The sequence below is a fragment of the Treponema vincentii genome (assembly GCF_018336815.1).
GTDB lineage: Bacteria > Spirochaetota > Spirochaetia > Treponematales > Treponemataceae > Treponema.
In genome coordinates this window covers 1,271,178-1,296,453 of record NZ_CP050497.1, presented here as the reverse complement: position 1 = coordinate 1,296,453, position 25,276 = coordinate 1,271,178, and the positions used below count along the sequence as shown (strand labels likewise).

The following is a 25,276-nucleotide window of genomic DNA, read 5'->3' as shown; positions in this document are numbered from 1 at the left end:
AACTAGATGAATCAGCCATAGGGGAGAAGCACTCTGAAAAAAGAGATTAACACTATCATCATGGAAAGGCAGATTAACTGTCATTGCCGATAAGAATGAAGATGAAGAAATCATGGGAGAAAATAAGAGATGACGAAAATCAATAAACCTTTGTTTGCCGTTCTTGTGATTTATATATTGTGCTTTATATTCCGATTTATAGAGTATTTTATTATTCGTACGGATCAAACATTTTGGGGAGAGGCATTTTTACACAAACTTTTGGGGATAGTTGTTTTATTCATAGCAGCTAAATTATATAACTTTAAAGCGCAAGATATCGGATTTAATAAAAATAGAGCTGTAAAATATACATTGATGGGATTGCTGTTTGGAATTTGTATATATGTATTAGCTTATAGTATAGAGATTGTTATAGCTGTTTCAAATAAAAATTTTCAGTCATTACAATTATATGTCAGTTCTTATTCTGTAGATAAAAATATAGGAAATCAAACTTCACTACTCTTTTTTGTAATTTGTATTATCGGGAATATCATTAATGTGATTATGGAAGAAGGGATATTCAGAGGCCTGTTTACAAAAATGCTTGAGAAAAATCATACATTTTTTGTATCTGTGCTTATTACTTCTGTTTTGTTTGGGTTATGGCATTTTATCGGACCTGTAAGAAACTATTTTGACGGCAGCAGCAGTATTGAAGGTATGTATGTAAATATTATTCTGTTGGTTACTGCGTCCGGATTTATCGGATTTAAATTTGCTTTATTAACAAAATTGACCGGCTCTATTTATATGGCAATGGGTGATCACTTTATAAATAATACAATCATTAATATTTTTCATATTGTTTCTTCTACGGGGTGTGATGAATTGATATTTTTAAGAATTGCAATTGCCCAATCCGTGTCGTTTATAATTGTTCTATTTGTCTATCTGCATAAAAAAGATTGTAGGTAGTAAAGTCTCCACACGAATGAAGGAGCGCTGCATGTATACAAACGATGAAACATGGCAAAAACTTCAAGCGTTTTTGCCCGAACGCAACAGGATAAGCATTTCATGCGCTCCTTCCGAAATGTTCAGCACATTCGACAGAACGAACATCCATCTCGACATATACAACGAACATAGCAACAACGGTGTTACGCTCGTGCTGTTCCACGGTGTCGGCGGGAACGGTCGGCTCCTGTCGTTTATTGCAGCTCCTCTGGCAAAGCGCGGCTATAAGGTTGTCTGTCCGGATTTGCCGGGGTACGGCTATACCGAATACGAGGGCATACCGTCTTATAAAACATGGATCGATACCGGTGTGCACATTGTACGACAGGAATTGCTACACTCGAAAAAGCTTTTTGTGCTGGGGTTGAGTGCAGGCGGCATGCTCGCATACAACATCGCTTGCTTAGCTCATGGTGTTTCCGGCATCATCGTTACCACCCTGTTAGATAATCGCTTAAAGCCGGTGCGTAACTATTCGGCAAAAAACAAATTGCAGGCGCGTATCGCTTTGCCGCTTTTACGTTTTATACCGAAGCAGATAAGGCACTTAAAAATTCCGGTAAAGGCGATAACGAATATGAAAGCAATCGTCAACAACGACCGGGTACTTTCTTTGTTGCTGCAGGATAAAAGGGGAGCAGGATCTTCCGTGCATCTTGGTTTGTTATGTTCGATGATGGAAAGCATTCCTGCCGTAGAGCCTGAAGCATTTGAAATTCCGCTTTTGCTTTGTCATCCTGAAAAAGATCGCTGGACACCCGAATGGATAAGCCGCCTTTTTTTTGATCGCGTACGGAGTCAAAAACAACTATGCACGCTTAAAAACGCGGGGCATTTTCCGATTGAACAGCCGGGTATTACACAGCTTGAAGAAGCAATTATTTCCTTTATAAACAAAACGCTACAAGAAAGGTAAAACTATGAACATACAAGATTTTTTGAACGCAGTATTAAAACAGGATGCCGAGCGCTTACGCACTTACTTTTCCGATTCGGCATATATCAACTGGCATTGTACCAATGAGCATTTCGCGGTTAAGCTTTTTTGCGATAGGTTACTGCGTATTGTACAAACTATCGCAAGATGCACCGAAGTGTTGATTACGCACTTGCTATCCTTTTTACAAAAGGCAGTGTTTCAAATGTTTTATTTTCCAGCATACTGATTAAACGGCATGCGGTACCGGTTGGACGATTTGTTCCTTTTTCCCATGCTTCTACCGTCTTGGTTGAAACACCCATGTAATTTGCAAACAAAACCTGTGTCATCCCAACGGAATTTCTTATGTGTTTTATTTCAATGTTATTATATTTTTTTATAGGTTGAATTTCATACACGGTTTTACGGCCTTTTAACTCACCTCGTTCAATAGCAACCGCTTCATTTAAGCCGGTCATTAGACTATCAAAAAAATCACTCATGTTCTTTCCTCCAGTTCCTTGCAGCTTCTGTTTTTAAAACACCGATAACTTTTTTTACTGCATTCTTTTCCGTATCGGTTAGATTCGGTTTTTCTTCTTTTGAAAACACTTGAATCAGGTATGTTTTTGCAAAAGTTGCAAAATCAACATAGCAAACTCTGGCACTTCCGCTTTTGCCTCTACCCTGAAAAGCATATCGGATTTTTTTCAAACCGCCTGTTCTAATCATTATATCGCCTGCCTCCGGATTTTTGATAAGGAATTGTTGCAATTCAGCCAAATCATCATCATTAAATCCAAGTGCAAACCATCTTTTTGTGAACGATGGCGTTTCTATAAATTCTCTTCTCATCTTACACTTTAGGGCATCTCTAAAAACTTGGTTAGATTTTTAGAGATGCCCGACGAGTATTTTTGATAAGTCTTTACATTATTACGACTTATCAAAAAACATCGCAAAATAATCTAAGGAAAACCTCTAAAAAACTGAAGTTTTTAGAGGTTCCCTTTGCAATATACCCTATAAAATAGGGGTTTGTCAACCATTCGGGAACCTCTAAAACCCGCAAGTCTATCTCGTCTTATTCTGTAGTCTGATTCTGTAGGGAAATGCATTAAGTTGTCCGTTTGCCAAACCGGAATCGTTTTTAGAGATGTCCTATCATCCATTATTGACTCTTTACTCTCTTTTTCATACCATCATTATCTCGTTCTAATAGATTCTAACAGAGCATATTCTGTTACACTGGCTATCTCCGGTAGTGTTGCACAAAGATTGATCCTCAACACACACAAAGCACACTGTAGCGGGAACACATGAGGTATGCACCATAATGCTTATTTTGATACGGCATGCACACGTGCTTTTTAATTGGGAAAAGAAATATACGGCTGAGGGCTTTGCTCAGGCGCAGGCTGAGTATGATGAAGCACCGATAGAACGGATCAACGCTTCACAGCTTCGGTCTATCAGAGATGAATTACCGGAGCATTTTGAACTTTATACGAGTACGTTAAAAAGAAGTATTGACACGGCGGCACTGCTCTTTCCTGATAAAACACCGATGCGGTTACCGGAGTTTTCGGAAATACCGATTTATCCGTATCGAGATTCTGATAAGCCGCTTTCGCTATGGCGATGGCTATTCTGGGGACGGATGCAGTGGTTTTGCAACAATCCGCGGCAGGAAAGAACAAAGCGGATGGTCAAGCATGAAGTCGAAGCATTGATGTCTTTAATGGAAAACAAAAATGCGGTGATTGTAGGTCACGGATTTCAAATGCGGACAATGCTGAGCATACTTGCACAGCGTTATCCCGTTCAAAAACCGATGCACATAAAAAATTTAGACATAGTAAAATGTTTTGTTTATGAGAAGCAATGACGGAGTTCCGCCTCAGTGGAGATTTGAGAAACGAAAGAGAAGAAAAAATTGTAAGCAAATTGAATATTCGGACTGAAAGATAGCGAAAAGAATGTTTTTAAGTATAATTAAGATAAATCATTTTAGTAATGGAGGTCATTATGTACGAAACTTTTTTTGAGCAAATAAAAACAGTGCCGCGGGAATATCTTGCAGATATAGAAAATTATGTCCAGTATATTTTATATCGATACAAACAAAATGTGGAAAAACATTCGCAACAAGATTTATCAAAATATTTTGGCAGTATAAAAATACAGCCTGATGCTCTTACAATGCAAAAGGAAATGCGAGATGAGTGGAATTGACTACATGGCTGATACAAATGCCCTGATTTATCTTCTTTCCGGCGATTCCTGTATGAAACCCTATTTGGCAAGTTATATAGGTGTTTCCGTCTAAGGATGCCGAAGTTAACCGATGAGTTTACCTTGCGGCAAACATCACAGATTGTATGTGCACTTTTCGTGCATCAATGCATCATTTTTCGAGAATTGATATTCTCTCAACTGCTGTATTTCAAAGGAATGTTTTATGTGGAATTCATTTATTGCTATTGAAGATGATCGTTTTGGTCTAAAGACCATAGCGCATTGTGTTATCGGTATTATTCTGTTTATTATTGCAAATATCGTTGCAGCAATATTATCAAATGTTTTCTCGAATATTATTACTGTTCATAGTATTATTATCATCATAAACTGTTGTTTTAATATTCTATTTTTTCTCTTGTTGATATCGCTCTATATCCGGAAAGGGTTAAAAAAACGATTGGATTTTTTCCGGATAGATAATGTAAAACCGTCAAAATTATTTATTCTTATTTCAATTATTTTACCATGCTGTGTTATAGGATTTTATTATTTTTTTCTAAACGGTACATTATCGGTAAATAACATAAAGATATATGAAAAGATATGCTTTGCTGTCAGTATCGGATTGTCCGCAGGAGTTTGTGAAGAAATACTTTTCCGCGGATATATAATGAAGTTGGTAGAAATACGATGGAATAGAAAAGTTGCCGCATTTGTACCGTCTGCATTATTTGCCCTTCTTCATATATCAGGCAGCATGAGCATAATCGATATCCTGCAATTGTTACTTGCCGGTATAACAGTCGGTATAATGTTCTCATCCGTTACATATGCAAAAGATACGGTAAACAACTCAATAGTAATACATGGAGTATGGAATTTTTTCATTCTCGGTATTCTCGGTATTTCAGTAAAACCGGATACTACTCCCTTAGTATCCTACGTCATTCGCAGCGAAAATATATGGATAACAGGCGGTACATTTGGCATAGAAAGCGGATTACCTGCAATCATTGGATATTGCATTGTTATTTTATTCGCTGTATTGAGCAAGCATAAAATTGAGGAATAGATTAATATGGAGCATTTTATGAATACACATCAAAATTATCAGGACGCAAATGCGGCGGTGATCGACCGTTGGATTACAGAAGGCTGGGAATGGGGTAAGCCCGTTGATCACGAAACGTATATTAATGCACAAAACGGACAATGGTCTGTAGTATTGACGCCGACAAAAGCGGTACCGCGTGAATGGTTCGGTGATTTAAAAGGAAAAAAGCTGTTAGGACTTGCGTCGGGAGGCGGGCAGCAAATGCCGATTTTTACCGCAGCCGGAGCGGAATGCACGATACTTGACTACTCTGAAAAACAGCTTGAATCTGAGCGAATTGTTGCCGAGCGTGAAGGTTATCGAATTAACATTATACGTGCAGATATGTCAAAACCGCTGCCCTTTGCCGATGCATCCTTCGATATTATTTTCCATCCGGTAAGCAACTGCTATATCGAAAAAGTTGAACCGGTGTTTGCCGAATGTTTCCGCATACTCAAAAAAGGCGGCGTGTTACTGTGCGGACTTGATACCGGTATCAATTATATTGTCGATCAAAAAGAAGAGAAAATTATCAACGCACTTCCATTTAATCCGCTCGTTTACGAAGCGCACCGCAAACAGCTTGAAGAAGCGAACAGCGGTTGGCAATTTTCTCATACAGTAAGCGAACAAATCGGCGGACAGCTGCGCGCAGGTTTCACACTCACCGATATATACGAAGACACGAACGGAGAAGGACGCTTGCATGAATTGCATATCCCTTCATTCATTGCAACACATGCGGTGAAGTAAGAAGAATCCGTTGTGTCGTTTATAAAAAAATATTATTGAGGCGATCATGGTATTAAGAAAATATGAAGCGCAAGATTCCAAAATCATTTGCAGCTGGATTAAGGATACAAAGCAACTTTATCAATGGTCTGCCGACAGAATAGGGCGGTTTCTGCGGGAGTCTTTACGAATAATGAGCGTGCACGGCATTGTTATGAAGCCACCGGTTTTCAACCAACAGAAAAAGTTATAACCTATATGATGCCGAATGGCGCATGGGAATGTATTGAAATGGAATTGAATATCTAACTTTGAGGTCGGCTACGAACATACAAGATTTTTTGAATGCAGTATTAAAACAAGATGCCGAACAATTACGCACTTACTTTTCCGATTCGGCATATATCAACTGGCATTGTACTAATGAGCATTTCACGGTTGAAGAATACATACAAGCAAATTGCGAGTATCCGGGAACATGGGATGGAACAATCGAAAGGATAGAACAAACCGGTGATTTAATCATCACCGCTGTCAACATATACAGTGTTGATAGAACAAGTTCTTTTCATGTGGTATCGTTTATAAAATTAAAAGATGATAAAATCATTGCAATGGATGAGTATTGGGGAGATGACGGTTCCCCACCGCAGTGGAGATTGGAGAAACGGCTTGGGAGAAAAATACATGGGAACCTCTAAAAACTTCAGTTTTTAGAGGTTTTCCTTAGATTTCTTTTGCGATGTTTTTTGATAAGTCATAAAAATGTAAAGACTTATCAAAAAGACTCGTCGGGCATCTCTAAAAATCTAACCGAGTTTTTAGAGATGCCCACATATCTAATGGTTCATTCTTTTCAACCCTGTCATTGAGCATCATCTCCCATAAAAAGTTCATTGTTTTAAGATGAAGGAATCCTTTAAACGGCTTCCTTTTCCATTTTTCTTATTACGTTAAGCATTAGAAACAATCCGGCTATAATCATTGTAAAATCTACGATAGGTTCCGCCCACCAAACAGCTGACACTCCGAATAATTTCGGCAACAGAAGTATCGCCGGAACAAATAATACCAATTGTCGCAACAGTACAATAATCCCTGCTTTTTTACCGTCTCCAATGGATTGGAAAAAAGTCAGTGTCATAATCATAATTCCGTATAAAATAAATGTGGAATAAAACATCTTAAAGTTTTTAACGCCGGCTTCAATAATCTCATGTCTTACACTGAATAACGACAGTAATGTATCGGAGCAAAACATTGACGGTATCCACGAAGCAGCCGCAAGAATAGTTGCTCCACACATAAAAATCTTCATCGTATCTTTTACTCGCCCGTATTGTTTTGCACCGAAATTTGCTCCTATAACAGGCTGCAATCCTTGACTCATTCCCCACAACGGAATAAATGAAAACATATATAATCTCATTGTTGCAGACATCAAAATTCCCCAGTTATCTCCGCCATATACAAAGGCTTGCTTAAATAAAAATGTTTGCTGCACCGCAAATAAAATTTGCATCATCATTGCCGAACTGCCGATACTAAACATTTCACGGTAAATTGCTTTGTACTTTTTGACTTTATGGATTTTCACAAATGAACTCTTCTTTGAAAAATAATGAAATGTTAATAAAGCTTGTACGATTTGAGATAATACGGTTGCGATAGCAGCTCCTTCAATAGCATATTCTCCCATGAGCTTCATAAGAATAGGGTCTAACATAATGTTGAGTATGGCTCCCGTTCCCATAATCATCATTGATTGTTTTAATGCCCCTTCGCCGCGCATTGTCATATTACCTGCTTGAGCGAAATTAACAAATATGGAACCGAAGAATACAACCCGCAAATATCTCACCCCCAGCTCTTTAATATTCCCTTTAGCGCCAACCATGTCTAAAAAATGAGGTGCGAATATCAAACCTACTATTGTGATAATTGCAGAAAATAAAATAACCCAATAACAAAAATTGCCGAATATTTTATCTATTGTTTCTTTATCACCCTTACCGATAGCTCGTGATAATATCGATGCACTGCCTACGCCTATCAAAGCCGATATTCCGCCATTTATAATTGTCAAGGACATGGATACACTGATTGCCGACATCGCATAGTCCCCAATCAGCCGCCCTGCAAATATCCCATCCATAAACGGGTACAGGCCGATAACCAGCATTCCGATTATTCCCGGGATGGCTAACTTGAATAACAATTCTTTAGGACTTTTGGTTAATAGTTGTGTTTTCATATCTTGTTTCATTGCAATTTACCTCTTAAAATATTATTTCCCATTTTCAAATATCCCTATTGGTTTAGTTATTTTTTTCAAGATCAATAATGTATTGTATCATTGTTTCTTTTATATACTTCTTATGAGCGTCAAAAGAATTCCGTGCATTAAGCACTTCCGAACTCACTATTAAACTATTAATGTAATGAACTAAAAAGCCAGCCTTAAAAATATGTGCCGTAATTCCCAGTTTCTTTGCAATGAGATCAAGCTCTTTAGTTGTATGCAATTTTAGTTCTTGATATAAATCTTCCAAATCCCGATTATAGTTTTTTGCTTGCAAAAGAAGTGCGTACAGCTTCATTAAATCGGTTTTCGCTAATGCCTTACTTGTTAAAATATCACCCATTTGCTGATATTTATCTTTGCTCCGATTATGCGCTAAATATTCAGTTATCAAGCTATTTCTGTATTCATTTCCATCAAGCATTAAGTCTTTTAGCATTTCAGTTGTACTTGCATAATGATGATACACGCCGCCTCTACTCATACCTATTTCCGTAATGACATCTTCCATTGTTGTATTCTGAAAGCCTTTATCTAAAAAGCATTTTTTTGCGGCTTCTCGAATTTCTCTTTTTCTCATCTGTCCAACTTTTTGTTTTTCTTCTTTCAAAATAAAGTCCTCCTTGCAAAAACCGACAATATTGTCGGTTTTTTAATATAACGTTATTATCAAGTAATGTCAAGTAAAAAAACCGCTTTTGCAAACAGCGCGAAATGAACAGTATAGACAAATAATAGTTAAAACAGTAGACTAAAAGAGTCAGCAATCTGAAATGTATGGAGTGAAAAATGAATAAAATAACATGTATTTGTTTAGGCGTGCGAAATATGGAAAAAGCATTAAAATTTTACAGAGACGGGTTGGGATATAAGACAGACTGTAAAGAAGATAATCCACCGGTATGCTTTTTTAATACACCGGGAACAAAATTTGAACTTTTCCCTTTGGATTCATTGGCAAAAGATATTGATGAAAATAATCCGCCGACAGGAACCGGCTTTTCAGGAATTACATTGACATACAATGTGAAAAACAAAGAAGATGTAGATAGCGTTATTGAGTTGGTAAGAAAAGCCGGAGGAACTATTGTTAAAGAGCCGCAAAAAGTATTTTGGGGCGGATATCATGCATATTTTTCCGATTTAGATGGATACTATTGGGAAGTATCTTGGGGACCCAATTTTCAATTTGACGAAGATGGCCTATTGAAATTTTAGAGCGAATAGAATAGACCTATTCGATAACTGCGTTTTCGAATAGGTCGACGAGTTCTAAATCGCACAAATAGCACGATTTAGAACATCGCAGTTCAAGGTAACCTGTTCAGAAACGGAAGTTTCCGAACAGGTTTAATGGATAATTATGGCATCGAGTAAAACATATTTAAATTTTATTTTGGAACAGTTATCGGAATTGCAAGACATACGCTATCGCGCAATGATGGGAGAATTTATCATTTACTATCGAGATAAAATTGTGGGCGGTATCTACGATGACCGCTTACTGGTAAAAGCGGTTCCGTCGGCAATTGCGTACATGCCGAACGCTTCCTACGAATTGCCGTATCAAGGCGCAAAAGAAATGCTTTTAGTAGACGAAGTCGATGACAAAGCATTTATAACGGGCTTGTTTAATGCAATGTATGATGAATTACCGGTGCCGAAAATGAAGAAGAAAAGATAAAAAGTGTGCGATATGATGTCAAATTCATGAACTGAAGGAAACTGATTGCCGGTAAAAGTTTGGTCTGATATTGCATGTGTCCGTGGCGGATGCATGTCCGTGGCGGATGCTTGACCATAACCAGTGAATAAAGTAATATATAGTCGAATAGTGAGTATTCTCATTATTTTACATCTCCTTGTAATAATCTTACAAGTATGTCTGACTGACCGTATTAGGTTCTGTCCATTGATCTTAATCTACAAATAAATAGTGTTTATAAGGTCATTATATACGTTATAAGGAGAAGTATATGAATAATACAAAAAAAGGGAATAAATTACGAATTGCTTTTATGGGAGCAATCAACTGCGTATCAGGTTCGTGCACTTTACTGGAGTATAGTAATTCCGAAAAGGATATTTGCAATTATTATCTGGTCGACTGCGGAGAATATCAAGAAACAAATCACAATTATATCGATAACAAAAAAAGAGTTCTTTCTTTGGCAAAAAAGATTAGAGCAGTCTTTTTAACCCATGCTCATGCCGATCATATAGGGCTCTTACCAGATTTGACTGACAACGGATTTAGGGGAAGAATCTATTGTACTAAAGCAACCATGTATCTGACAAAGATTATGATTGAAGATACTCTACGCATAAAAAAAGCAGGAAAATAAGGATATAAAACAATTTATAAACCAAATGAATTTTGAGCCGATAGATGAAAGACCAGGTTTTTTGTTCGGTAATGCAAAAAGCCCAATATCAATTGATGACGGTTTATGTATGTATCCGCTCAGAACGGGACATATTCTCGGCTCTTGCTCTTTTACATTTACCTGGATCAAAGAACCTTCTCAACCGGTCGAAAACAATAAATATGAGTATTGGGAAGCAATCTGTTTTTCGGGGGATGTCGGTCCATGTGATGAGCTCTCGGTAAAAAACGGAGATGCTCAAAGTATATTATTGAAAGATTTTGCAACACCTTATTACGGTGAATCAAACCGCTATATCGTTTTAGAATCAACATACGGAAATAGAATTCGTAATAAGAAAAATCTTTTTCTTAAAAAGATTTATAAACTTTGGCGCATCATACATATAACAAAAGAAGAAGGTGGAAAAGTTTTAATTCCTGCATTTGTTTTAAATAGGATGCAAGAAATTTTAACGGATTTATATTACATCAAAAATCAGCCGATGCAGTTTACACCAGAGAGTTTTATCGAAGAAGATGTGATGGAAGAAGAATGGTTAAGCTATTTTGATTTAGTTGAAGAAAATATTGCTTTTTCTGAAGAAAATCAGAAGTTTAAAGAGATATTATATTTAAAAGAGTTTCCGCCTCCAGATAAAATTAAAAATTATATATCAGGGTATAATGCGCAATATAATAATGATACCCTTTTTAAAACCTTGCCTGAGTATGCTCAAATCGGAATAATTAATATATTAAATGGCCTGTATAAAAAATTCTATAACGGCATGGATATTCATTATGGTTATTATTCATCTTTAACCGCTGAAGTAAATCAGATTTATCAAAAAAATCTCTTTAGCTGTACTATGAATAAAAACAAAGAGATAAAATATCACTATATTTCACCTCAATTTTTTAAAGCTTTTTTACCTCAAGTTACAGAAGCAGAAGAAAAATTAGAGGAAGGCAAAAAAATTATGAATGATATTTTATCTAATGAGTATTCATGCTCACGAGCATCATCAATAAGACCGGATGAAAAATTTGATGCATGCTTTTATTATAATGATGTCTGTTTATTTTCAAATAATTTCTTAAACAGCGAAAATATAAATAAATTAGTTGAATTCCTAAAAGATGAGAAAAATACGCTTGTTTTAACCGGTTATCAAGGTGAAGGAACAAATGGTGCTTTGCTTAAAAAATTAGGACAAGGTGTATATACCGAGCAAGATTTATTTAATATAAAATTAAACGACACCGAGATGCGATTGTATGAAGTAAAGTGCAAAATAGAAGATATGTCTGCATTCTATTCTGGGCATGCAGACCAAGAACAACTTGTTGAATATGTTCACGGTTTCAATAATACACGGGGAACACACAATGTCTTTCCCACAACCGTGTTTTTAAATCACGGTACTCAAATACAGCGGGAGGCATTAAAACAAGCTATCGAAGAGAAAAATAATGCTTCTCATAAAATTAAGACTGTATTGCCCGAATCTTTTAAGTGGGTTAATTTAAATACCGGTGAATATGAAGAATCAGTGGATATTGAAATCGAGAATACACGTCAAAGAAATTTTCATAAAAGTAAAATAACGGTGAAAGATACCATAGATATTCTTTATCCTGAAACTCTTGACCCGCAGCTTTTAGTAAAAATTATAAATGCCGTTAACGATATCCTAGATTAAAACTCGATCTTTGTATGATTAACGATGAGTATTTATTCATGCAGAGAGATTTAATAGTCACTGTTTTTTTACCGCCACGGATAGCGGTGGTTCCCAGCAACAGCGACGTTTTTGCACAGCAAAAACTCGCGTTCAAAAATTGACAAGGAGGTCAATTTTTGAACTTGCCACGGATGGCGACTGTTCTATTCAGTAGCAATGGTGTGCATCGTGGTTGTTGATTTTTGGAGCAGTTCTCGGAATGATAACACTGCAAAATTGCAACTGCACGGAATTGTGGCAGATTATCAAAACCGGCAGTTGCGGAATGTTGGAACGGATAGATAATCCCTATCCTTGCAGCTGTAACGCAGGCTCTTGCTTGGTAAACCCGTGAATTGTTTTGAGTGCGGCAAGCGGGCCGATAACCGAAATAGCCGATAAGGTTAAAAGGGCGCACAACAGTATCCACAAAACCGGCGGCGTAAGAAAGGGCATTTTAAGACCGGCGATAATTGCCTGATTAAACAAGAGAACAATTAAGCAGGACAGTACCGTTCCGATTCCCGCACCTGATGCACTGATGATAAACGCTTCGGCAGAAGCAAGCTGCGCAAGTTTTTTCTTTGTGCCGCCGATAATCCGCAACATTCCGAATTCTTCTTTCCGCTCATGGAATATCGAAGAAAACGACACCGCAAGTACAATGAACGACAACAGCCAGAGCAGCGCGAGCAGCACATAAATATACACATTGAGGTTTGCAATACTTGCAGAAATATTGGTCATCATCCGCTTGGAAATAAGAGGATAAATCTGTTCGCCTTCAAACTCAGCGAGGATACGCTTGGCAACCGTTTTGACATCAGCATTCGGTTTTATCCGCACCATAACGCTGGAGATGAGATCTTCATCCTGTGCAACCGGATGTTCCATAATCCGCTCATATTCTTTTGCAAGCCGCTTTGCATTTTCAATAGTCATAAACACGGAGTTGTCAAAGCCCATACCGGTTTTCGCTAGCCGTCCCGTAATCACAAAAGGCTGATTAAAGAACTTAACTTGGGACTGCGTATCCCCGACGATGTTACTGCCCACGACAATCTGATTATCGGTAAGCGGTAACCGAATTTGTCTTTCGAGCCACGGCTTGATATTAAAATCGGAATCAAAGTCGATGCCGATTACCTGCAACGGAAACGAACAGCATCCGGCGGAAAGAGTTGCGATAAAAAGCTGCGGAGAAGCGAGATCAACACCTTCAATCTTTTTAAGGCGGTCTACAACCTCGGATTTAAAGTAAAAGCTGTTCGGCTCACCCCGCAGCAGTGCGCTTTCGATTTTTGAATCATATCCCTGCGGTACGACAATGATGTCTGCACCCAGCCGGTTTGACAGCGACTGCATTCCGCCGTTCAGACTCCTGACCAAAAAGCTGCCTGCAAAAAGACTGAACGCCAGCACCGCGGTCAGCACAATCAAACTCACCGTCCTAAACGGCTTGCGTTTAAGGTTCTGTTTCGCAAGTTCGATAACCGTTAATTTTTTGACCGGTTCGGAAACTGCCATCGTTACTACTCCGCCTTCGCCTGTTTAAGCGCAATACCGACTACGTTCTCAAACAGTTCATAAGACACCGTTGCGCCGGCAATCGCATCCACTTTATCAAGCTGCTGCGTTTCAACCAGTTTCGGACCATACTTTTCGGCATTCTTAATTGCGTTCTGCGCAATTTTGTATAAACCGGCATTCTTAATCACTCCGTCGGTTTTGCCGTAGTCCTCGCCTTTCAGCGTTCCGTCCTTCTCGTAGGATAGGAATTCACAGTCGGTAATTTTACCGTCTTTAACGGTTATCGTTACCTCGGCATTTCCGCCCCAATCGTCTTTAATACCGGAAACCGCTTTGTAAACGCCGTCCTTATACCGTACCGCAGTCTGCGTTTCCTGTGCCGATTGTCCGACCTGCTGCGCGGTCCCTTCATTTTTACTACACCCTGCGAAACAAAACGCCGCAAGTGCCAATGTAATTGTGAATATACGCAAAGATATTTTTTTCATTCTTTACTCCTTCTTGTATGAAATTTTCTTTAAAATTTCGTGCAATTTATGCTAGAAAAAGGGAAAGACACATCAGACAAAACAAAACCGCAAAATAAATAGGATGTGAGACCATTTGAGCCATCTTCAACTGCTGTACATCCTTGTACAGCAGTTGAAAGCGAGTTTTGTGCAGGCACAAAACATCGCTGCTGTATGGAACCACTGCCATCCATGGCAGTTCTGGTTGAACATCCTATTTATTTTGCGTGGGACTAAAAACCTCTGATGTGTTTTTCCCTGCATATCTTATTTTTGCAGCACAGGCCGCGTTCTGCTCATCTTTTCGATGCGCGCGATTTTTCCGTGTTCAAGTACAACCATCCGTTCCGCCTGATCGGCAACCTCGGGGTCATGGGTAACGACAATAATGGTACTGCCGGTATTGTGCAGCTTTTCAAAAATCTCCATAACCAACCGCTCGTTTTTTTCATCGAGGTTGCCGGTCGGTTCGTCCGCAAGCAGGAGCTTGGGGTGATTGATGAGCGCACGGGCAATACACACACGCTGCTGCTCTCCGCCCGACAGCTGATTGGGCAGGTGCTTTGCCCGCTCCTTTAAGCCGACGCTCGCAAGCGCCTCCATCGCTTCTTCTTCATCGGGCATACTGTGGTAATACTGCGCCATCATCACATTTTCAAGCGCGGTAAGATAGTTGACGAGGTGGAATTGCTGAAAGACCAAGCCGATGGTATCCCGCCTGACAACGGTTAATTCCTTTGAGGATAATTTTGAAATATCCTGCCCCGCCAAATCAATCTTGCCGAGCGACGGCTTATCCATACAACCGATGATGTTCATCAGCGTCGTCTTACCGGAACCGGACGGGCCCATAATCGACAGCCACTCGCCTTCTTCTACGTTTAAGTTTATGTTGTCTAAGGCTTTTAAGTCGCCGTAAATCTTTGAAATTCCGCTCAATGTTAAAATATCCATATAATCCTCCTTTGCTACTCCCCGCGTAAAACCAAAGCGGGGTCGATGTCTACCGTGGCGCGTACCGGGAATAAACAGGAAACAATCGTGATGATAATCGAGGCGATTACCGTAAACGGCGCGAGCTGCACCGGAAACGAAACCTCGCGGGCGAATACGCTGATGCTCACGTTGTCCGCAAACACATAGCCTAATACCACGCCCAAGATGCCGCCAATCAAACCGAGCATCACCGCTTCACCCATAAAGTCTTTCACAACACTGCTATTTGAAGCGCCGAGTGCTTTTTTAAGGCCGATTTCTTTTCTGCGTTCTGCGACAACCGCCATCATCGTCGTCGTTACGCAAATCATCGTTAAGAACAACACAATGATGGTAACAATCCACACGAGCGCCTGCAGCTTGCTCAAAACCACATCCTGAGATTCCGTTACACGTTTTACAAGCCGCGGCGTAATACCGTTCACCTGCTTCGACACCATATCGGCTATCGATTTAAGGTACTCCTGATTGCCGTCGATGCTGCATTCGATAACATCGAACCGATCGTCATACCCGATAATCCCTTTGATATCCTCAAGGCTCATAAAGATGAATTCTTCTTCCACGCCGCCGGTGGTAACAATGCCCGACACGGTGCATTCGGTGACGGTTACATCGCCGTTCGGTTTCGGCGTATTGACGATAAAAGTATCGCCGACCGACAATTCAATATTGCGGCTTATTTCATGTCCGATCAGCACTTCTTTTTTATTGTGCGGCCAGTCCCCGCGGACAAGCCAATACGGACTATTACTTTTTGCACTTTCCAGATCGGTTGCGGCGATCATATACGGCTGCTCGTTCACCTTTGCAGACTGATAGATGTACGGCGCAAAACCGACCAGCTTATCGGGATCGATCACCTGTTTAATAGCACCGATTTACTCCTCCATAATCTTGGCTTCGCTTTCCGCCGGAAGGAATATCAAATTTGCGCCGTATGAGCGGAACACCGTCCCCATCTGGCGCGGAATATCATAGTAAATAGTCAGTAAGCCCGACAGTACCGTAGAACCGATTGCGATTGCCAACAACGCGACAAGCATCCGCGACCGGCGGCGTATCAGCGAGCTTGTAATCATCTTTAAATACATTCTGTTTCTTGTCATAGCGTTTCACTCCCGTATCCGCTCTTTCCGCTTTCGACGTGCATTTTATTTTCCATGCAGCACCTCCGTAGGATTGAGCTTGAGTAAATACCGTACCGAAGGCAGACTGCCGAGCAGGGTGATAAGAAAGATGATAAGCACGACAATCGGAATCACCATCGGCGCAGGAGGAATAGCCGAACCGAATACGCTCCGTCCGATAATCTGCGTTAAACCCAATCCGGCAAAGTAGCCGATTGTTCCGCCGATTAATCCGATAATCATAATCTCCGTCAGTACCGATACGGTAACCGCCGTGTTGCTCGCGCCGATTGCCTTTTTTAAACCGATTTCCGCGCGTCTATCCATCACGCTTGCCGTTACAAGGTTGGAAATTCCCAATGCGGAAGCGAGCAAGCTCAAAATTGTGATTAAGAGCATCAGCAGCGTGGTCTTATTTAAAATCGCCCCTTCGGATTCGGCGACCTGCCGCACCGGTTTTGCAACGGCATCGGTAATCACTTCCTGAATCTGATAGCAGATACTGCTGACATACGCGGTGCAGTACCATACCTCCATCTCTTTGATGGTTAAACTCAAAGGGTTCCGCGCGGCCTTTCGTGCGAGATCGTTATCGGGCGTCGTAAGCGCACTTACCTCAATGCTTTCACATACATCGGTTTTTCCTAACAGGCGCTGCGCCGTATGAAGGGGTGTAAAGATGTACTCATCCTCGTTGCTGCCCGAATTGAATATGCCGGAAACAGTCAACGATGCGCTTCCGGCAGGGCCTGTTACTTCGATCACATCGCCGACATGAATAGCGTTCCTCCCCGCAAAGAGGCTGCCGATCATACAGGCGGAATCATCGGTATCGGAAGCCCAAGCACCGGTTACTTCCCACCACGTCCGCATCCGCCGGATACCGGTAATAACTTCCTGTCCGGTGTGCAAGTCTATTTTATAATCGAACCATGTACCGGTCAGGCGGACGGGCTTATTTTGTCCCTTATATTCAACGGACACGTTTAAAAACGGAGCATAGTCAACAACATTGTACGCCCAAAATATAGTCTTAATTTTATACAGCTCATCCTCGCGTAAATACTTTTTGGTACTCCCCGACTCTACTCCGTAAATATCATCGAGAAGCGAGGCCTCTTTATGCACGACATTGATATTCGCTCCGTAGGTTTTCAGCTCCTGATTCACCTTATCCCCTACTCCGAGCATCGTATTGAGCATTGCGCTTGAAAGACTCGCGCCTAGCGCAATGGTAAACGCAATCATCGCCATCTTCCCTTTCTGACGGAAGAGAGAACCGGCTATCATTCTCCAAAACATAATTGCTATCGAACCTCCATCTGGATATTCCTATTTAAAGCGGTGCGCTTCCGCTTCGAGATCGGCTATCTTTATCTTGATCTTTTCATCGTGGATGATATACGCAACCGGCACAGGGTTACATCCGCCCGGGAAGCCGATAGTTCCCTTGTTCATCACGACATCGCAGAGTTTACAGATAACCTCCCCGTTCCGTTCAAAATATCCGGTAGGACCGCAGATATCGCACGCATCAAGCCCTACGCCATAAGAGCCTTCGCTCTTTTTAATGGCAATAAAGCGGACTTCGATTCCCTGCTCCGAAGTATACGCATACCGGTGCAGTTTATCATCATCCAGCTCCGCAATGGGAATCATCGCCATACCGTCGGCAATCGTGTAATTTTCCGGCGGCGAAAGCGGAACCTCCCGGTCAACGTAGTGCCGCAAAACGGAAAGAGATAAGACCGAACCGATCAGCAGGACGAGCGAAAATTTTGCCCACCGGCGGGCGTTGCGTTTTTGCGCTTTCAGTTTCCGCAGTTCGGCATTGTTGTGATACGTTTCCGTAATTGTCCGGTTCTTCCGCCAGAGGATAATCGGCGGAAACATAATGAATAGGATAATCGCAAAGGTAAAGAAATTTGCGTTGTTTACCACAGCCGCAATGAACGCAAAGATAAAATCGTTGCGGGGAATAATCCCTAACGAATAGAGGCGCTGTAAAATAACGACAACCTGCGTTACACCGAAAATGCAGAGCGCACCGGCGACTGATACCTTGAGTTCTATAGCCGATAATTTAATCAGCGTTTTATAGACTGCTAAACCGGCGCACAGCATACACACAATGCCGAGCACATAGCCTATCAGCCTGAATAAGACAATCGTGCTTACCGCGCTTTCGCCGTAATTGACCAATGTCGTTCCCAGCATGATGATAACGGGGAGATAGTAAAACAGCATCGAAGACGCATATAAGAAAATTGCCGCACTAAAAAGATTTTCATATAGGCGCGATCTTTTTTGTTTATGATTGGTTGAAGTAAAAAGTAAAATAAGGAGAAAGACAAGCGCGATACTAACAGGAACCATCGACCAAAAAGCAAAGCGTGTCCTGTTGATATAATTGGGAATTGATCTAAGAATTGCTGAGACAATACTGCCGACAAAGCCCAGCAGCATACTTGCTAAAACGACAAGCCGTTTTTTTTTTCGGATTCTTCCGTTTTCTCGGACTCTTGAGTTTTAAATGAAGCAAATACAACGGCTAACACCAATGCAAAGGCGATACCTGCTTCAAAAACTCTTATATAAAATTTTAAGATGATACACCTCCAAGAAAAAACCGGCGGTAACCGCCACTCTTTCCCAAAATATACCTTTTAATAGAAGTATCTTGCAAAGAAAGAATAACGGTTACCGCTTAGTGTGGCAAAGCAGTTTCCAAAGCAACCTGTCCCAAAACGGAAGTTTCCGAACAGGTTGATTGTAAGGCATACCGATTAACTGTTTAAATGAACCGGCACCGCCTTAAAACTGCATACTGTTTACCACTGAGGTCCTTTCCATTCGAAATCTTTCCATTCGACAACGAGCGGTTCCGTCCAGAAACGGCCGGTAACACCGGTTTCTTTGTCAACGTGCAACAGGTAATCATTCCCCGGAGCTTTGATTTCGAATTTGACATTGTATTTGCCGAGACCTTCTTCGAACTTCATGTTTGCACCGTAGTGGGGGCCGTCATCGGCATTCATCGGCATAAATGCAACTTCCTGCACTTTGCTCGAGCCTTGCTTTTGAACATAAGCCTTAACATGAAGATACGGAACAAAGTCGCCTACGCCGTAACCAAGCACCTTACCCTCATCATTTGCGTGGATATCCGCTTCGATGTGGCAGTCAGCTTCGTTCTTGGAAAGGCTGTTTCCGGCAGGTTCCATGTCAACCGGCTGGAAGTAAACGCCACCGATGTGGAGCGGGCCTACATCCTGTTCGTCTCCGATTGGGAACTCATCAAAACCTGCAGCTTCTTCTTCAGTCGGTGCAGGAGCCGCAGCCATTTTTTGGTCTGCAGCAGGTTGTGCCATTTCCTGCTTTTGCGCAGGTTTTTCACATGATGCAAGCACAAAAGCGATTGCAATCAGTGCAAAAAGAAAAGATACGGTTTTCTTCATTTTGAAACTATCCTCCTATAAATATCTTTATTTTCTTTTTGTTTCACATTCATTACAGCCTTGCAGGACACCGGTTATTTTCCGCAATCCGGCAGCCCAAAAGCAGTTGTCATCGCCGATCTCAAAAACTTTGCTTTTGAGATCGGCCTATATCTTTTTACTTTTGCTCAATCTTCGCCTTTTCAGCTTCAATTTGAGCACGCTGTTGTTTATTCTTTTTTGCATATACAACAGACATTATGATAATCACCGCAAGTACGATAATCTGCGGAATGAGACTTTCATACGTTGCATAAATACCGAGGAAGTCCATTTCAAAGCCCATCCACGGAATAACGGTCTTATTGACAACACCGGCAGCTTGCAGTTCCGACACACCTTTTCCGGTAAACGAAAAGCACATCGCATACATCAATACGCTGGTAACCAAGAAGAAAGGTTTAAGCGGAAGACGCACGGTTAAGAACCTAAAGACTAGGAACACCGCAATCAAAACAACCGCTGATAGCACAATCGCCAAGATCATTGCATTCCGGCCGCTCGTTCCATGAATGGGAACACCCTGGAAAAAGAGAATAAGCTCGGCGCCTTCACGCGCAACTGCAATAAAGGCCGCGAAAATTAAGACCCATTTATTTCCGGTAGAAACCGATGCTTCAACCTTCTTATGAATGTACCGTTCCCATGCTTCGGTTTCGGACTTTGAAAGCATCCAGTTACTGACATAGAACAACACGATAACTGCGACAAACATACCTATGCCTTCAAAAACTTCCTGAGCGATACCGCTTTGCGCACCGGCAACGGCGCCGAACAAAAAGGCCAGCAGAATACTAACCAAGATACCGCCCAACGCACCGACATATACCGACATGATATATTTCTTTTTTCCCGTTTTTACAAGATAGGCGATAATAGCGGCGATAACAAGGATTGCTTCCAAGCCTTCGCGGAGTACCAATACAAAACAGGAAATAAACGTTGCAACAACTGCCGATTGAGCGGTATTTGCAGTCTCGCTGCCGCTTTCGTCCAACGTGCCGTCAAGCTCGGCTGCATCATGGTAAAGCATTGCAATAAGCTTATCTTTATGCGCTTTTACCATCTCGTTGTCTTTATCGCTGTATACATTTCGACGATATTCATAAAACGCATTTTCCACCGTTGTTTTACGGGCACCGGAAAGATATCCCATCGTTATCTTTTCCATCCCTTTAGATTCATAAAACCTAAAGTAGGCAACGTTCACTTCGTCATACGCTTCTTTGGATTTCCCTTGAGTATAAAGATCGTAGGCATTATTGAGGTGCACTTCCATCTTTTTTACAATTCCTGTCCACGAATCCAGCACCTCTTCGCCGTTTGCGGCATACAGTCCGCTAACCGGAATAAATATGAACGATAAAGCGAACAAAATTGCGGCAAAGGCATGTTTTTTATTCTGTGTAATATACATAAGCCCCTCGACTAACTTAGCTAAAACTTACAAATATGCCGTTAGTATATCACTCATAAAAATAATGTCAAGGGCGCACCTCAGGGTAAACGCATTAGGACATTTTTTTTATAAATTGCAATTATTTACCGTTTACAGTACAATACCGCCCATGCGTGCAACAAAAGCGATTATCCATCTGGATAATCTGAAACATAACATTACTCAAATCAAACAAACCCTTGCTCCGGAAACAAAAATATGTTTACCGGTTAAAGCCGATGCTTACGGACACGGCGCCGTGCGGACGGCAATTGCCGCAATTCGTGCAGGGGTTTCATACCTCGCTGTTGCTTCCGTACAGGAAGGTATAGAACTGCGAGAGGCGGGCATTGTCGCTCCGATTATTTCGCTCAGTCTGCCGATTTTAGAAGAAATAGATTCTATTATAGAATATAAACTGGAACCGCTTGTTATCGATGAGGAATTCATCAACGAACTCAACCGCGCGGCCGATGCGCAAAAGAAAACCGTTGCGGTACATCTAAAAATAGATACCGGTATGAGCAGGATAGGCTGCAAGCCGTCGGAAGCGGTAAAACTTGCAACCCAAATTGTGCGGGCAAAAAATTTGCGGCTGCAGGGTGTCGCAACGCATTTTGCCGTTGCGGACTCCGATTCCGAATCCGACCGCGCCTTTACAAAAGGTCAGTTGGAACGTTTTACCGATGCCGTCGAAGCAATCAAACAGACGGGTATACACATTCCGCTCGTTCATGCAGCCAACTCAGGTGCGGTGCAGATGATGCCCGAAGCTCGGTTCGACATGGTGCGCCCCGGACTCCTCGCCTACGGCTACCTGCCCATACAGGGTACGGCAACGGCTATCGATGTAAAGCCCGTTATGGAACTGGTAACGCAGGTAGTGCTGATAAAGCAGATACGCGCGGGAACCTGTGTATCCTACGGGCGTAACTGGACAGCCGCACAGGATACCTATATTGCAACCCTCCCGATCGGATATGCAGATGGTCTACGTCGCGCGCTTTCGCCCGGGTTAAAAGTACGCATCGGCAACGAGTTCTTCCCGATCATCGGTAGAATATGTATGGATCAATGCATGGTCGACCTCGGTGCGCACCCGTGGGTACAGCGCTGGGATGAGGTGTGCATATTCGGTCCCGACCCGCAGGACAATAGCGCGCAAACGCTGGCAGACATTGCAGGCACTATTCCCTACGAAATCACCTGCGGTATCCACAAGCGTGTTCCACGCGTGTTTATCAACGAAAACCGATAAATAATTGAGCAGATGCACCGTATCCGGCACTTTTGAAAATAAACGGCGCAGATACGAGGCGCGAGCACAAATTAACCGCAGGCCTGTTGAAAAGTGTACATCCGTGTACACTTTTCAACGACGAGTTTTCGCTGCGCAAAAACATCGCCTTTGCGTGGAACCACGGACATCCTCGCCCAAAATGAACGTCCGTGTACATTCTTGGGCTGCGAGATTTGCATTTCGCAAATCTCGTTTCTGCGTGGAACCACGGACATCCCTGTCCGTTCTGATACGTTGAGGATTTTCAGAACCGCCACGCGGTACATAACCTTTCCGTAAGCTTTTGAAAATAGACGGTGCAGATGCTAGGAGCGTACAAAAAACACCCGCAGGCGTACTTGTTGTACGTCGAGGACTGTTTTTTGTTAAGCGACAACGCAGATACACCGTATATTTTCAAAAGAAGTATATTATGCTATAATGAGAAATAGTATCAATATATCTTAATATCGCTAATGGGGTTATACATGGGAGACACGAAGGTGCGGAGTACGACCGTTATTGCTGTCAGACGGAACGGAAAAGTTGCGATGGCAGGCGACGGGCAGGTTACGATGGGGCAAACGGTGATGAAAGGAAATGCCCGCAAAGTCCGCAAGATTTACGAAGGCAAAGTAATGACCGGTTTTGCCGGCGCAACGGCCGATGCTTTTACACTGCTCGAAAAGTTTGAAGGAAGACTCAAGGAATACGGCGGAGACATTACCCGCGCTGCGGTCGAGCTTGCCAAAGAGTGGCGCACCAACAAAATGCTGAAAAATCTTGAAGCGTTGCTGTTGGTTGCGGACGCAAAGACTATTTTGCTGATTTCCGGGAACGGAGATGTCATTGAACCGCAAGAAGATGTGCTTGCAATCGGCTCGGGCGGCAATTATGCGTATGCCGCAGCGCTCGCCCTACTCCGCAACACAGACTTATCAGCCCGCGAAATTGCGGAAAAGAGCTTAAACATCGCAGGGCAAATTTGCGTATACACCAACGAAAACATACATATAGAAGAAATTTGATAACGAGAGGAAAATACGAGTATGACAATCAATTTGGATGAACTCACCCCTCCGCACATTGTAGCGGAGCTTGACAAATATATTATCGGACAGACAAAGGCGAAAAAGGCCGTTGCCGTCGCCCTGCGGAATAGGACACGCCGGCTCAAATTAAGCGAAGAAATCCGCGAAGAAATAGCGCCTAAGAATATTCTGATGATCGGGCCGACCGGTGTGGGTAAAACCGAAATTGCCCGACGCCTTGCAAAACTTTCAGGAGCGCCGTTCCTTAAAGTAGAGGCGACAAAGTACACCGAAGTCGGCTATGTCGGCCGCGACGTTGAATCGATGATCCGCGACCTGATGGCTGTCGGCTTTTCTATGGTAAAAAGCGAGATGCAGGAAACGTTGAAAGCACAGGCGGAAAAAAACACGGAGGAAATTCTCCTTGACCTGTTACTGCCGGGTTCCAACAAGAAAAAGCGGAATCGGAAAGAAAGCGCTAAGCCGCTTTTAATCTCCGGCTCGGAGCATAATGCGGAATCAGAAAATAACCAAGAAATCCGAGCGGAAGTTAATTCGGCAGAAGACGGCAATCAAGCTGAAGACGATATGCACGAAACGAGGGAAAAGTTCCGCAAGATGCTGCGGGACGGCAAATTTGAAGATAAAATGGTAGAAGTTTCCGTACAGCAGTCAGGAATGCCGAGTTTTGAAATCTTTGCCGGCGGTTCCAGCATGGAAGACCTCGAAAGCGCGATGTCGAATATCAGCAGTATGCTAATGGGCGCCGGTAAAAACAAACGTAAAACGACCAGCGTAAAAGAAGCACGCACGATTATTATGGATGACCAGCTCGATAGGCTCGTCGATCACGATAAGATTGTAGAGGAAGCAAAAGAGCGGGTTGAGCAGATGGGGATTATCTTCATCGACGAAATCGATAAAGTCGCGTCCAAAAGCGAGCGGAGCAGCGGTGTCGATGTGTCCCGCGAAGGGGTGCAGCGTGATATTCTTCCTATAGTAGAAGGCTCCAAAGTCAACACAAAGTTCGGCGTCGTCGATACCCGCCACATCCTGTTCATCGCGGCGGGCGCTTTTAGCATTTCAAAACCGAGCGACCTTATCCCCGAGTTTCAAGGACGCTTCCCGCTGCGGGTAGAGCTGGAATCGCTCCATGCGGAAGACTTTAAGCGGATTCTCCTTGAGCCTAAAAACGCATTAACCAAACAGTATAAAGCGCTGCTCGAAACCGAAGGGCTGACCGTCATCTTTAAGGATGAAGCAATCGAGCGTATGAGTAACCTCGCAGCGGAGGTCAACTCAACGATGGAAAACATCGGCGCCCGCCGCCTCCACACGATTATGGAAATGCTATTGGAAGATATTTCGTTTAATGCAAGCGATATGACCGAAAAGACCGTCGAAATAGACCGCGCGTATGTCGACGAACGGTTGAAGAACATCGTACAGGATCAAGATTTATCCCGTTATATCCTGTAACGC

The 25,276-nt window shown here is 42.1% G+C and carries 25 protein-coding genes and 1 pseudogene; 14 read left to right on the top strand and 12 right to left on the bottom strand.

Features of this window, described 5'->3' with window-relative positions:
* Window positions 1-129 precede the first annotated feature (129 nt).
* Together GWP40_RS05925 and GWP40_RS05920 are read left to right on the top strand one after the other, a co-directional pair.
* On the top strand, window positions 130-960 hold the full coding sequence (locus GWP40_RS05925; RefSeq protein ID WP_212566452.1) for a CPBP family intramembrane glutamic endopeptidase: 831 nt from the start codon (window positions 130-132) through the stop codon (window positions 958-960).
* A gap of 31 nt (window positions 961-991) precedes the next feature.
* The gene (locus GWP40_RS05920) at window positions 992-1,918 is read left to right on the top strand and encodes an alpha/beta hydrolase (protein ID WP_212566451.1); all 927 of its coding nucleotides are present in this window, start codon (window positions 992-994) and stop codon (window positions 1,916-1,918) included.
* 185 nt (window positions 1,919-2,103) lie between these two features.
* Here GWP40_RS05920 and GWP40_RS05915 read toward each other — a convergent pair whose 3' ends face one another.
* Window positions 2,104-2,424 (bottom strand): helix-turn-helix domain-containing protein, encoded by a 321-nt coding sequence (locus GWP40_RS05915; protein ID WP_212566450.1) that lies wholly within the window; start codon window positions 2,422-2,424, stop codon window positions 2,104-2,106.
* Window positions 2,417-2,776, bottom strand: coding sequence for a type II toxin-antitoxin system RelE/ParE family toxin (locus tag GWP40_RS05910; protein ID WP_212566449.1), 360 nt, complete (start codon window positions 2,774-2,776; stop codon window positions 2,417-2,419). The genes GWP40_RS05915 and GWP40_RS05910 overlap by 8 nt, the downstream gene beginning before the upstream one ends.
* Window positions 2,777-3,257: 481 nt before the next feature.
* Here GWP40_RS05910 and GWP40_RS05905 point away from each other — a divergent pair, with 481 nt between their 5' ends.
* The 5 genes from GWP40_RS05905 (at window position 3,258) to GWP40_RS05885 (ending at window position 6,691) form a co-directional block, all read left to right on the top strand.
* Window positions 3,258-3,809 (top strand): histidine phosphatase family protein, encoded by a 552-nt coding sequence (locus GWP40_RS05905; RefSeq protein WP_212566448.1) that lies wholly within the window; start codon window positions 3,258-3,260, stop codon window positions 3,807-3,809.
* 140 nt (window positions 3,810-3,949) lie between these two features.
* Complete coding sequence (locus GWP40_RS05900) at window positions 3,950-4,156, top strand: hypothetical protein (RefSeq protein ID WP_230974639.1); 207 nt, start codon at window positions 3,950-3,952, stop codon at window positions 4,154-4,156.
* A 226-nt stretch (window positions 4,157-4,382) separates the two neighbouring features.
* Window positions 4,383-5,234, top strand: a complete 852-nt coding sequence (locus GWP40_RS05895) for a CPBP family intramembrane glutamic endopeptidase (protein ID WP_212566447.1) — start codon at window positions 4,383-4,385, stop codon at window positions 5,232-5,234.
* An 18-nt stretch (window positions 5,235-5,252) separates the two neighbouring features.
* Window positions 5,253-6,011 carry a class I SAM-dependent methyltransferase gene (locus GWP40_RS05890; RefSeq protein ID WP_212566446.1) on the top strand — a complete coding sequence of 253 codons (759 nt, stop codon included), beginning with the start codon at window positions 5,253-5,255 and terminating at the stop codon, window positions 6,009-6,011.
* A gap of 320 nt (window positions 6,012-6,331) precedes the next feature.
* The gene (locus GWP40_RS05885; protein WP_230974638.1) at window positions 6,332-6,691 is read left to right on the top strand and encodes a nuclear transport factor 2-like protein; all 360 of its coding nucleotides are present in this window, start codon (window positions 6,332-6,334) and stop codon (window positions 6,689-6,691) included.
* A gap of 218 nt (window positions 6,692-6,909) precedes the next feature.
* On the opposite strand, the gene GWP40_RS05880 is transcribed toward GWP40_RS05885, so the two are convergent.
* Window positions 6,910-8,256, bottom strand: coding sequence for an MATE family efflux transporter (locus tag GWP40_RS05880; RefSeq protein ID WP_212566444.1), 1,347 nt, complete (start codon window positions 8,254-8,256; stop codon window positions 6,910-6,912).
* Window positions 8,257-8,308: 52 nt separating this feature from the next.
* Complete coding sequence (locus tag GWP40_RS05875) at window positions 8,309-8,902, bottom strand: TetR/AcrR family transcriptional regulator (RefSeq protein WP_212566443.1); 594 nt, start codon at window positions 8,900-8,902, stop codon at window positions 8,309-8,311.
* A gap of 179 nt (window positions 8,903-9,081) precedes the next feature.
* On the opposite strand from GWP40_RS05875, the gene GWP40_RS05870 reads away from it, so the two are divergent.
* From GWP40_RS05870 to GWP40_RS05855, 4 genes are all read left to right on the top strand, one after another.
* Window positions 9,082-9,510 (top strand): VOC family protein, encoded by a 429-nt coding sequence (locus tag GWP40_RS05870; protein ID WP_205076259.1) that lies wholly within the window; start codon window positions 9,082-9,084, stop codon window positions 9,508-9,510.
* Window positions 9,511-9,655: 145 nt separating this feature from the next.
* Window positions 9,656-9,976 (top strand): TfoX/Sxy family protein, encoded by a 321-nt coding sequence (locus GWP40_RS05865; protein WP_212566442.1) that lies wholly within the window; start codon window positions 9,656-9,658, stop codon window positions 9,974-9,976.
* A gap of 292 nt (window positions 9,977-10,268) precedes the next feature.
* Entirely contained in the window at window positions 10,269-10,637 is a 369-nt protein-coding gene (locus GWP40_RS05860; protein ID WP_212566441.1) for an MBL fold metallo-hydrolase, read from the top strand.
* A 25-nt stretch (window positions 10,638-10,662) separates the two neighbouring features.
* Window positions 10,663-12,363 carry an MBL fold metallo-hydrolase RNA specificity domain-containing protein gene (locus GWP40_RS05855; protein ID WP_212566440.1) on the top strand — a complete coding sequence of 567 codons (1,701 nt, stop codon included), beginning with the start codon at window positions 10,663-10,665 and terminating at the stop codon, window positions 12,361-12,363.
* Window positions 12,364-12,693: 330 nt separating this feature from the next.
* On the opposite strand, the gene GWP40_RS05850 is transcribed toward GWP40_RS05855, so the two are convergent.
* The 8 genes and pseudogenes from GWP40_RS05850 to GWP40_RS05815 form a co-directional block, all read right to left on the bottom strand.
* Window positions 12,694-13,911 (bottom strand): ABC transporter permease, encoded by a 1,218-nt coding sequence (locus GWP40_RS05850; RefSeq protein ID WP_212566439.1) that lies wholly within the window; start codon window positions 13,909-13,911, stop codon window positions 12,694-12,696.
* A gap of 5 nt (window positions 13,912-13,916) precedes the next feature.
* Window positions 13,917-14,402: an FMN-binding protein gene (locus GWP40_RS05845; RefSeq protein WP_212566438.1), complete on the bottom strand. Its 486-nt coding sequence runs from the start codon at window positions 14,400-14,402 to the stop codon at window positions 13,917-13,919.
* Window positions 14,403-14,690: 288 nt separating this feature from the next.
* On the bottom strand, window positions 14,691-15,377 hold the full coding sequence (locus GWP40_RS05840) for an ABC transporter ATP-binding protein (RefSeq protein WP_212566437.1): 687 nt from the start codon (window positions 15,375-15,377) through the stop codon (window positions 14,691-14,693).
* A gap of 14 nt (window positions 15,378-15,391) precedes the next feature.
* Window positions 15,392-16,528, bottom strand: a pseudogene (locus GWP40_RS05835) (ABC transporter permease).
* Window positions 16,529-16,573: 45 nt separating this feature from the next.
* On the bottom strand, window positions 16,574-17,851 hold the full coding sequence (locus GWP40_RS05830; protein ID WP_162662893.1) for an ABC transporter permease: 1,278 nt from the start codon (window positions 17,849-17,851) through the stop codon (window positions 16,574-16,576).
* A 30-nt stretch (window positions 17,852-17,881) separates the two neighbouring features.
* On the bottom strand, window positions 17,882-18,796 hold the full coding sequence (locus GWP40_RS05825; RefSeq protein ID WP_230974634.1) for a Fe-S-containing protein: 915 nt from the start codon (window positions 18,794-18,796) through the stop codon (window positions 17,882-17,884).
* 584 nt (window positions 18,797-19,380) lie between these two features.
* Complete coding sequence (locus GWP40_RS05820) at window positions 19,381-20,007, bottom strand: iron transporter (RefSeq protein ID WP_212566435.1); 627 nt, start codon at window positions 20,005-20,007, stop codon at window positions 19,381-19,383.
* A 157-nt stretch (window positions 20,008-20,164) separates the two neighbouring features.
* Window positions 20,165-21,463, bottom strand: a complete 1,299-nt coding sequence (locus GWP40_RS05815) for an FTR1 family iron permease (RefSeq protein ID WP_212566434.1) — start codon at window positions 21,461-21,463, stop codon at window positions 20,165-20,167.
* 151 nt (window positions 21,464-21,614) lie between these two features.
* On the opposite strand from GWP40_RS05815, the gene alr reads away from it, so the two are divergent.
* The 3 genes from alr to hslU all read left to right on the top strand — a co-directional run bounded on the left by alr (window position 21,615) and on the right by hslU (window position 25,273).
* Complete coding sequence (gene alr, locus GWP40_RS05810; protein WP_212566433.1) at window positions 21,615-22,742, top strand: alanine racemase; 1,128 nt, start codon at window positions 21,615-21,617, stop codon at window positions 22,740-22,742.
* A gap of 509 nt (window positions 22,743-23,251) precedes the next feature.
* Complete coding sequence (gene hslV / locus GWP40_RS05805) at window positions 23,252-23,791, top strand: ATP-dependent protease subunit HslV (protein ID WP_212566432.1); 540 nt, start codon at window positions 23,252-23,254, stop codon at window positions 23,789-23,791.
* Between the two features lie 21 nt (window positions 23,792-23,812).
* Window positions 23,813-25,273, top strand: a complete 1,461-nt coding sequence (gene hslU / locus GWP40_RS05800; RefSeq protein ID WP_212566431.1) for an ATP-dependent protease ATPase subunit HslU — start codon at window positions 23,813-23,815, stop codon at window positions 25,271-25,273.
* Window positions 25,274-25,276 lie beyond the last annotated feature (3 nt).

What these genes read in the sequence shown, in the direction of transcription:
- GWP40_RS05925 (WP_212566452.1), top strand. Translation starts at nt 130, where the DNA reads ATGACGAAAATCAATAAACCTTTGTTTGCCGTTCTTGTGATTTATATA.
- GWP40_RS05920 (WP_212566451.1), top strand. Translation starts at nt 992, where the DNA reads ATGTATACAAACGATGAAACATGGCAAAAACTTCAAGCGTTTTTGCCC.
- GWP40_RS05915 (WP_212566450.1), bottom strand. Translation starts at nt 2,424, where the DNA reads ATGAGTGATTTTTTTGATAGTCTAATGACCGGCTTAAATGAAGCGGTT.
- GWP40_RS05910 (WP_212566449.1), bottom strand. Translation starts at nt 2,776, where the DNA reads ATGAGAAGAGAATTTATAGAAACGCCATCGTTCACAAAAAGATGGTTT.
- GWP40_RS05905 (WP_212566448.1), top strand. Translation starts at nt 3,258, where the DNA reads ATGCTTATTTTGATACGGCATGCACACGTGCTTTTTAATTGGGAAAAG.
- GWP40_RS05900 (WP_230974639.1), top strand. Translation starts at nt 3,950, where the DNA reads ATGTACGAAACTTTTTTTGAGCAAATAAAAACAGTGCCGCGGGAATAT.
- GWP40_RS05895 (WP_212566447.1), top strand. Translation starts at nt 4,383, where the DNA reads ATGTGGAATTCATTTATTGCTATTGAAGATGATCGTTTTGGTCTAAAG.
- GWP40_RS05890 (WP_212566446.1), top strand. Translation starts at nt 5,253, where the DNA reads ATGAATACACATCAAAATTATCAGGACGCAAATGCGGCGGTGATCGAC.
- GWP40_RS05880 (WP_212566444.1), bottom strand. Translation starts at nt 8,256, where the DNA reads ATGAAACAAGATATGAAAACACAACTATTAACCAAAAGTCCTAAAGAA.
- GWP40_RS05870 (WP_205076259.1), top strand. Translation starts at nt 9,082, where the DNA reads ATGAATAAAATAACATGTATTTGTTTAGGCGTGCGAAATATGGAAAAA.
- GWP40_RS05865 (WP_212566442.1), top strand. Translation starts at nt 9,656, where the DNA reads ATGGCATCGAGTAAAACATATTTAAATTTTATTTTGGAACAGTTATCG.
- GWP40_RS05860 (WP_212566441.1), top strand. Translation starts at nt 10,269, where the DNA reads ATGAATAATACAAAAAAAGGGAATAAATTACGAATTGCTTTTATGGGA.
- GWP40_RS05855 (WP_212566440.1), top strand. Translation starts at nt 10,663, where the DNA reads ATGAATTTTGAGCCGATAGATGAAAGACCAGGTTTTTTGTTCGGTAAT.
- GWP40_RS05850 (WP_212566439.1), bottom strand. Translation starts at nt 13,911, where the DNA reads ATGGCAGTTTCCGAACCGGTCAAAAAATTAACGGTTATCGAACTTGCG.
- GWP40_RS05845 (WP_212566438.1), bottom strand. Translation starts at nt 14,402, where the DNA reads ATGAAAAAAATATCTTTGCGTATATTCACAATTACATTGGCACTTGCG.
- GWP40_RS05840 (WP_212566437.1), bottom strand. Translation starts at nt 15,377, where the DNA reads ATGGATATTTTAACATTGAGCGGAATTTCAAAGATTTACGGCGACTTA.
- GWP40_RS05830 (WP_162662893.1), bottom strand. Translation starts at nt 17,851, where the DNA reads ATGTTTTGGAGAATGATAGCCGGTTCTCTCTTCCGTCAGAAAGGGAAG.
- GWP40_RS05825 (WP_230974634.1), bottom strand. Translation starts at nt 18,796, where the DNA reads ATGCTGTTTTACTATCTCCCCGTTATCATCATGCTGGGAACGACATTG.
- GWP40_RS05820 (WP_212566435.1), bottom strand. Translation starts at nt 20,007, where the DNA reads ATGAAGAAAACCGTATCTTTTCTTTTTGCACTGATTGCAATCGCTTTT.
- GWP40_RS05815 (WP_212566434.1), bottom strand. Translation starts at nt 21,463, where the DNA reads ATGTATATTACACAGAATAAAAAACATGCCTTTGCCGCAATTTTGTTC.
- alr (WP_212566433.1), top strand. Translation starts at nt 21,615, where the DNA reads ATGCGTGCAACAAAAGCGATTATCCATCTGGATAATCTGAAACATAAC.
- hslV (WP_212566432.1), top strand. Translation starts at nt 23,252, where the DNA reads ATGGGAGACACGAAGGTGCGGAGTACGACCGTTATTGCTGTCAGACGG.
- hslU (WP_212566431.1), top strand. Translation starts at nt 23,813, where the DNA reads ATGACAATCAATTTGGATGAACTCACCCCTCCGCACATTGTAGCGGAG.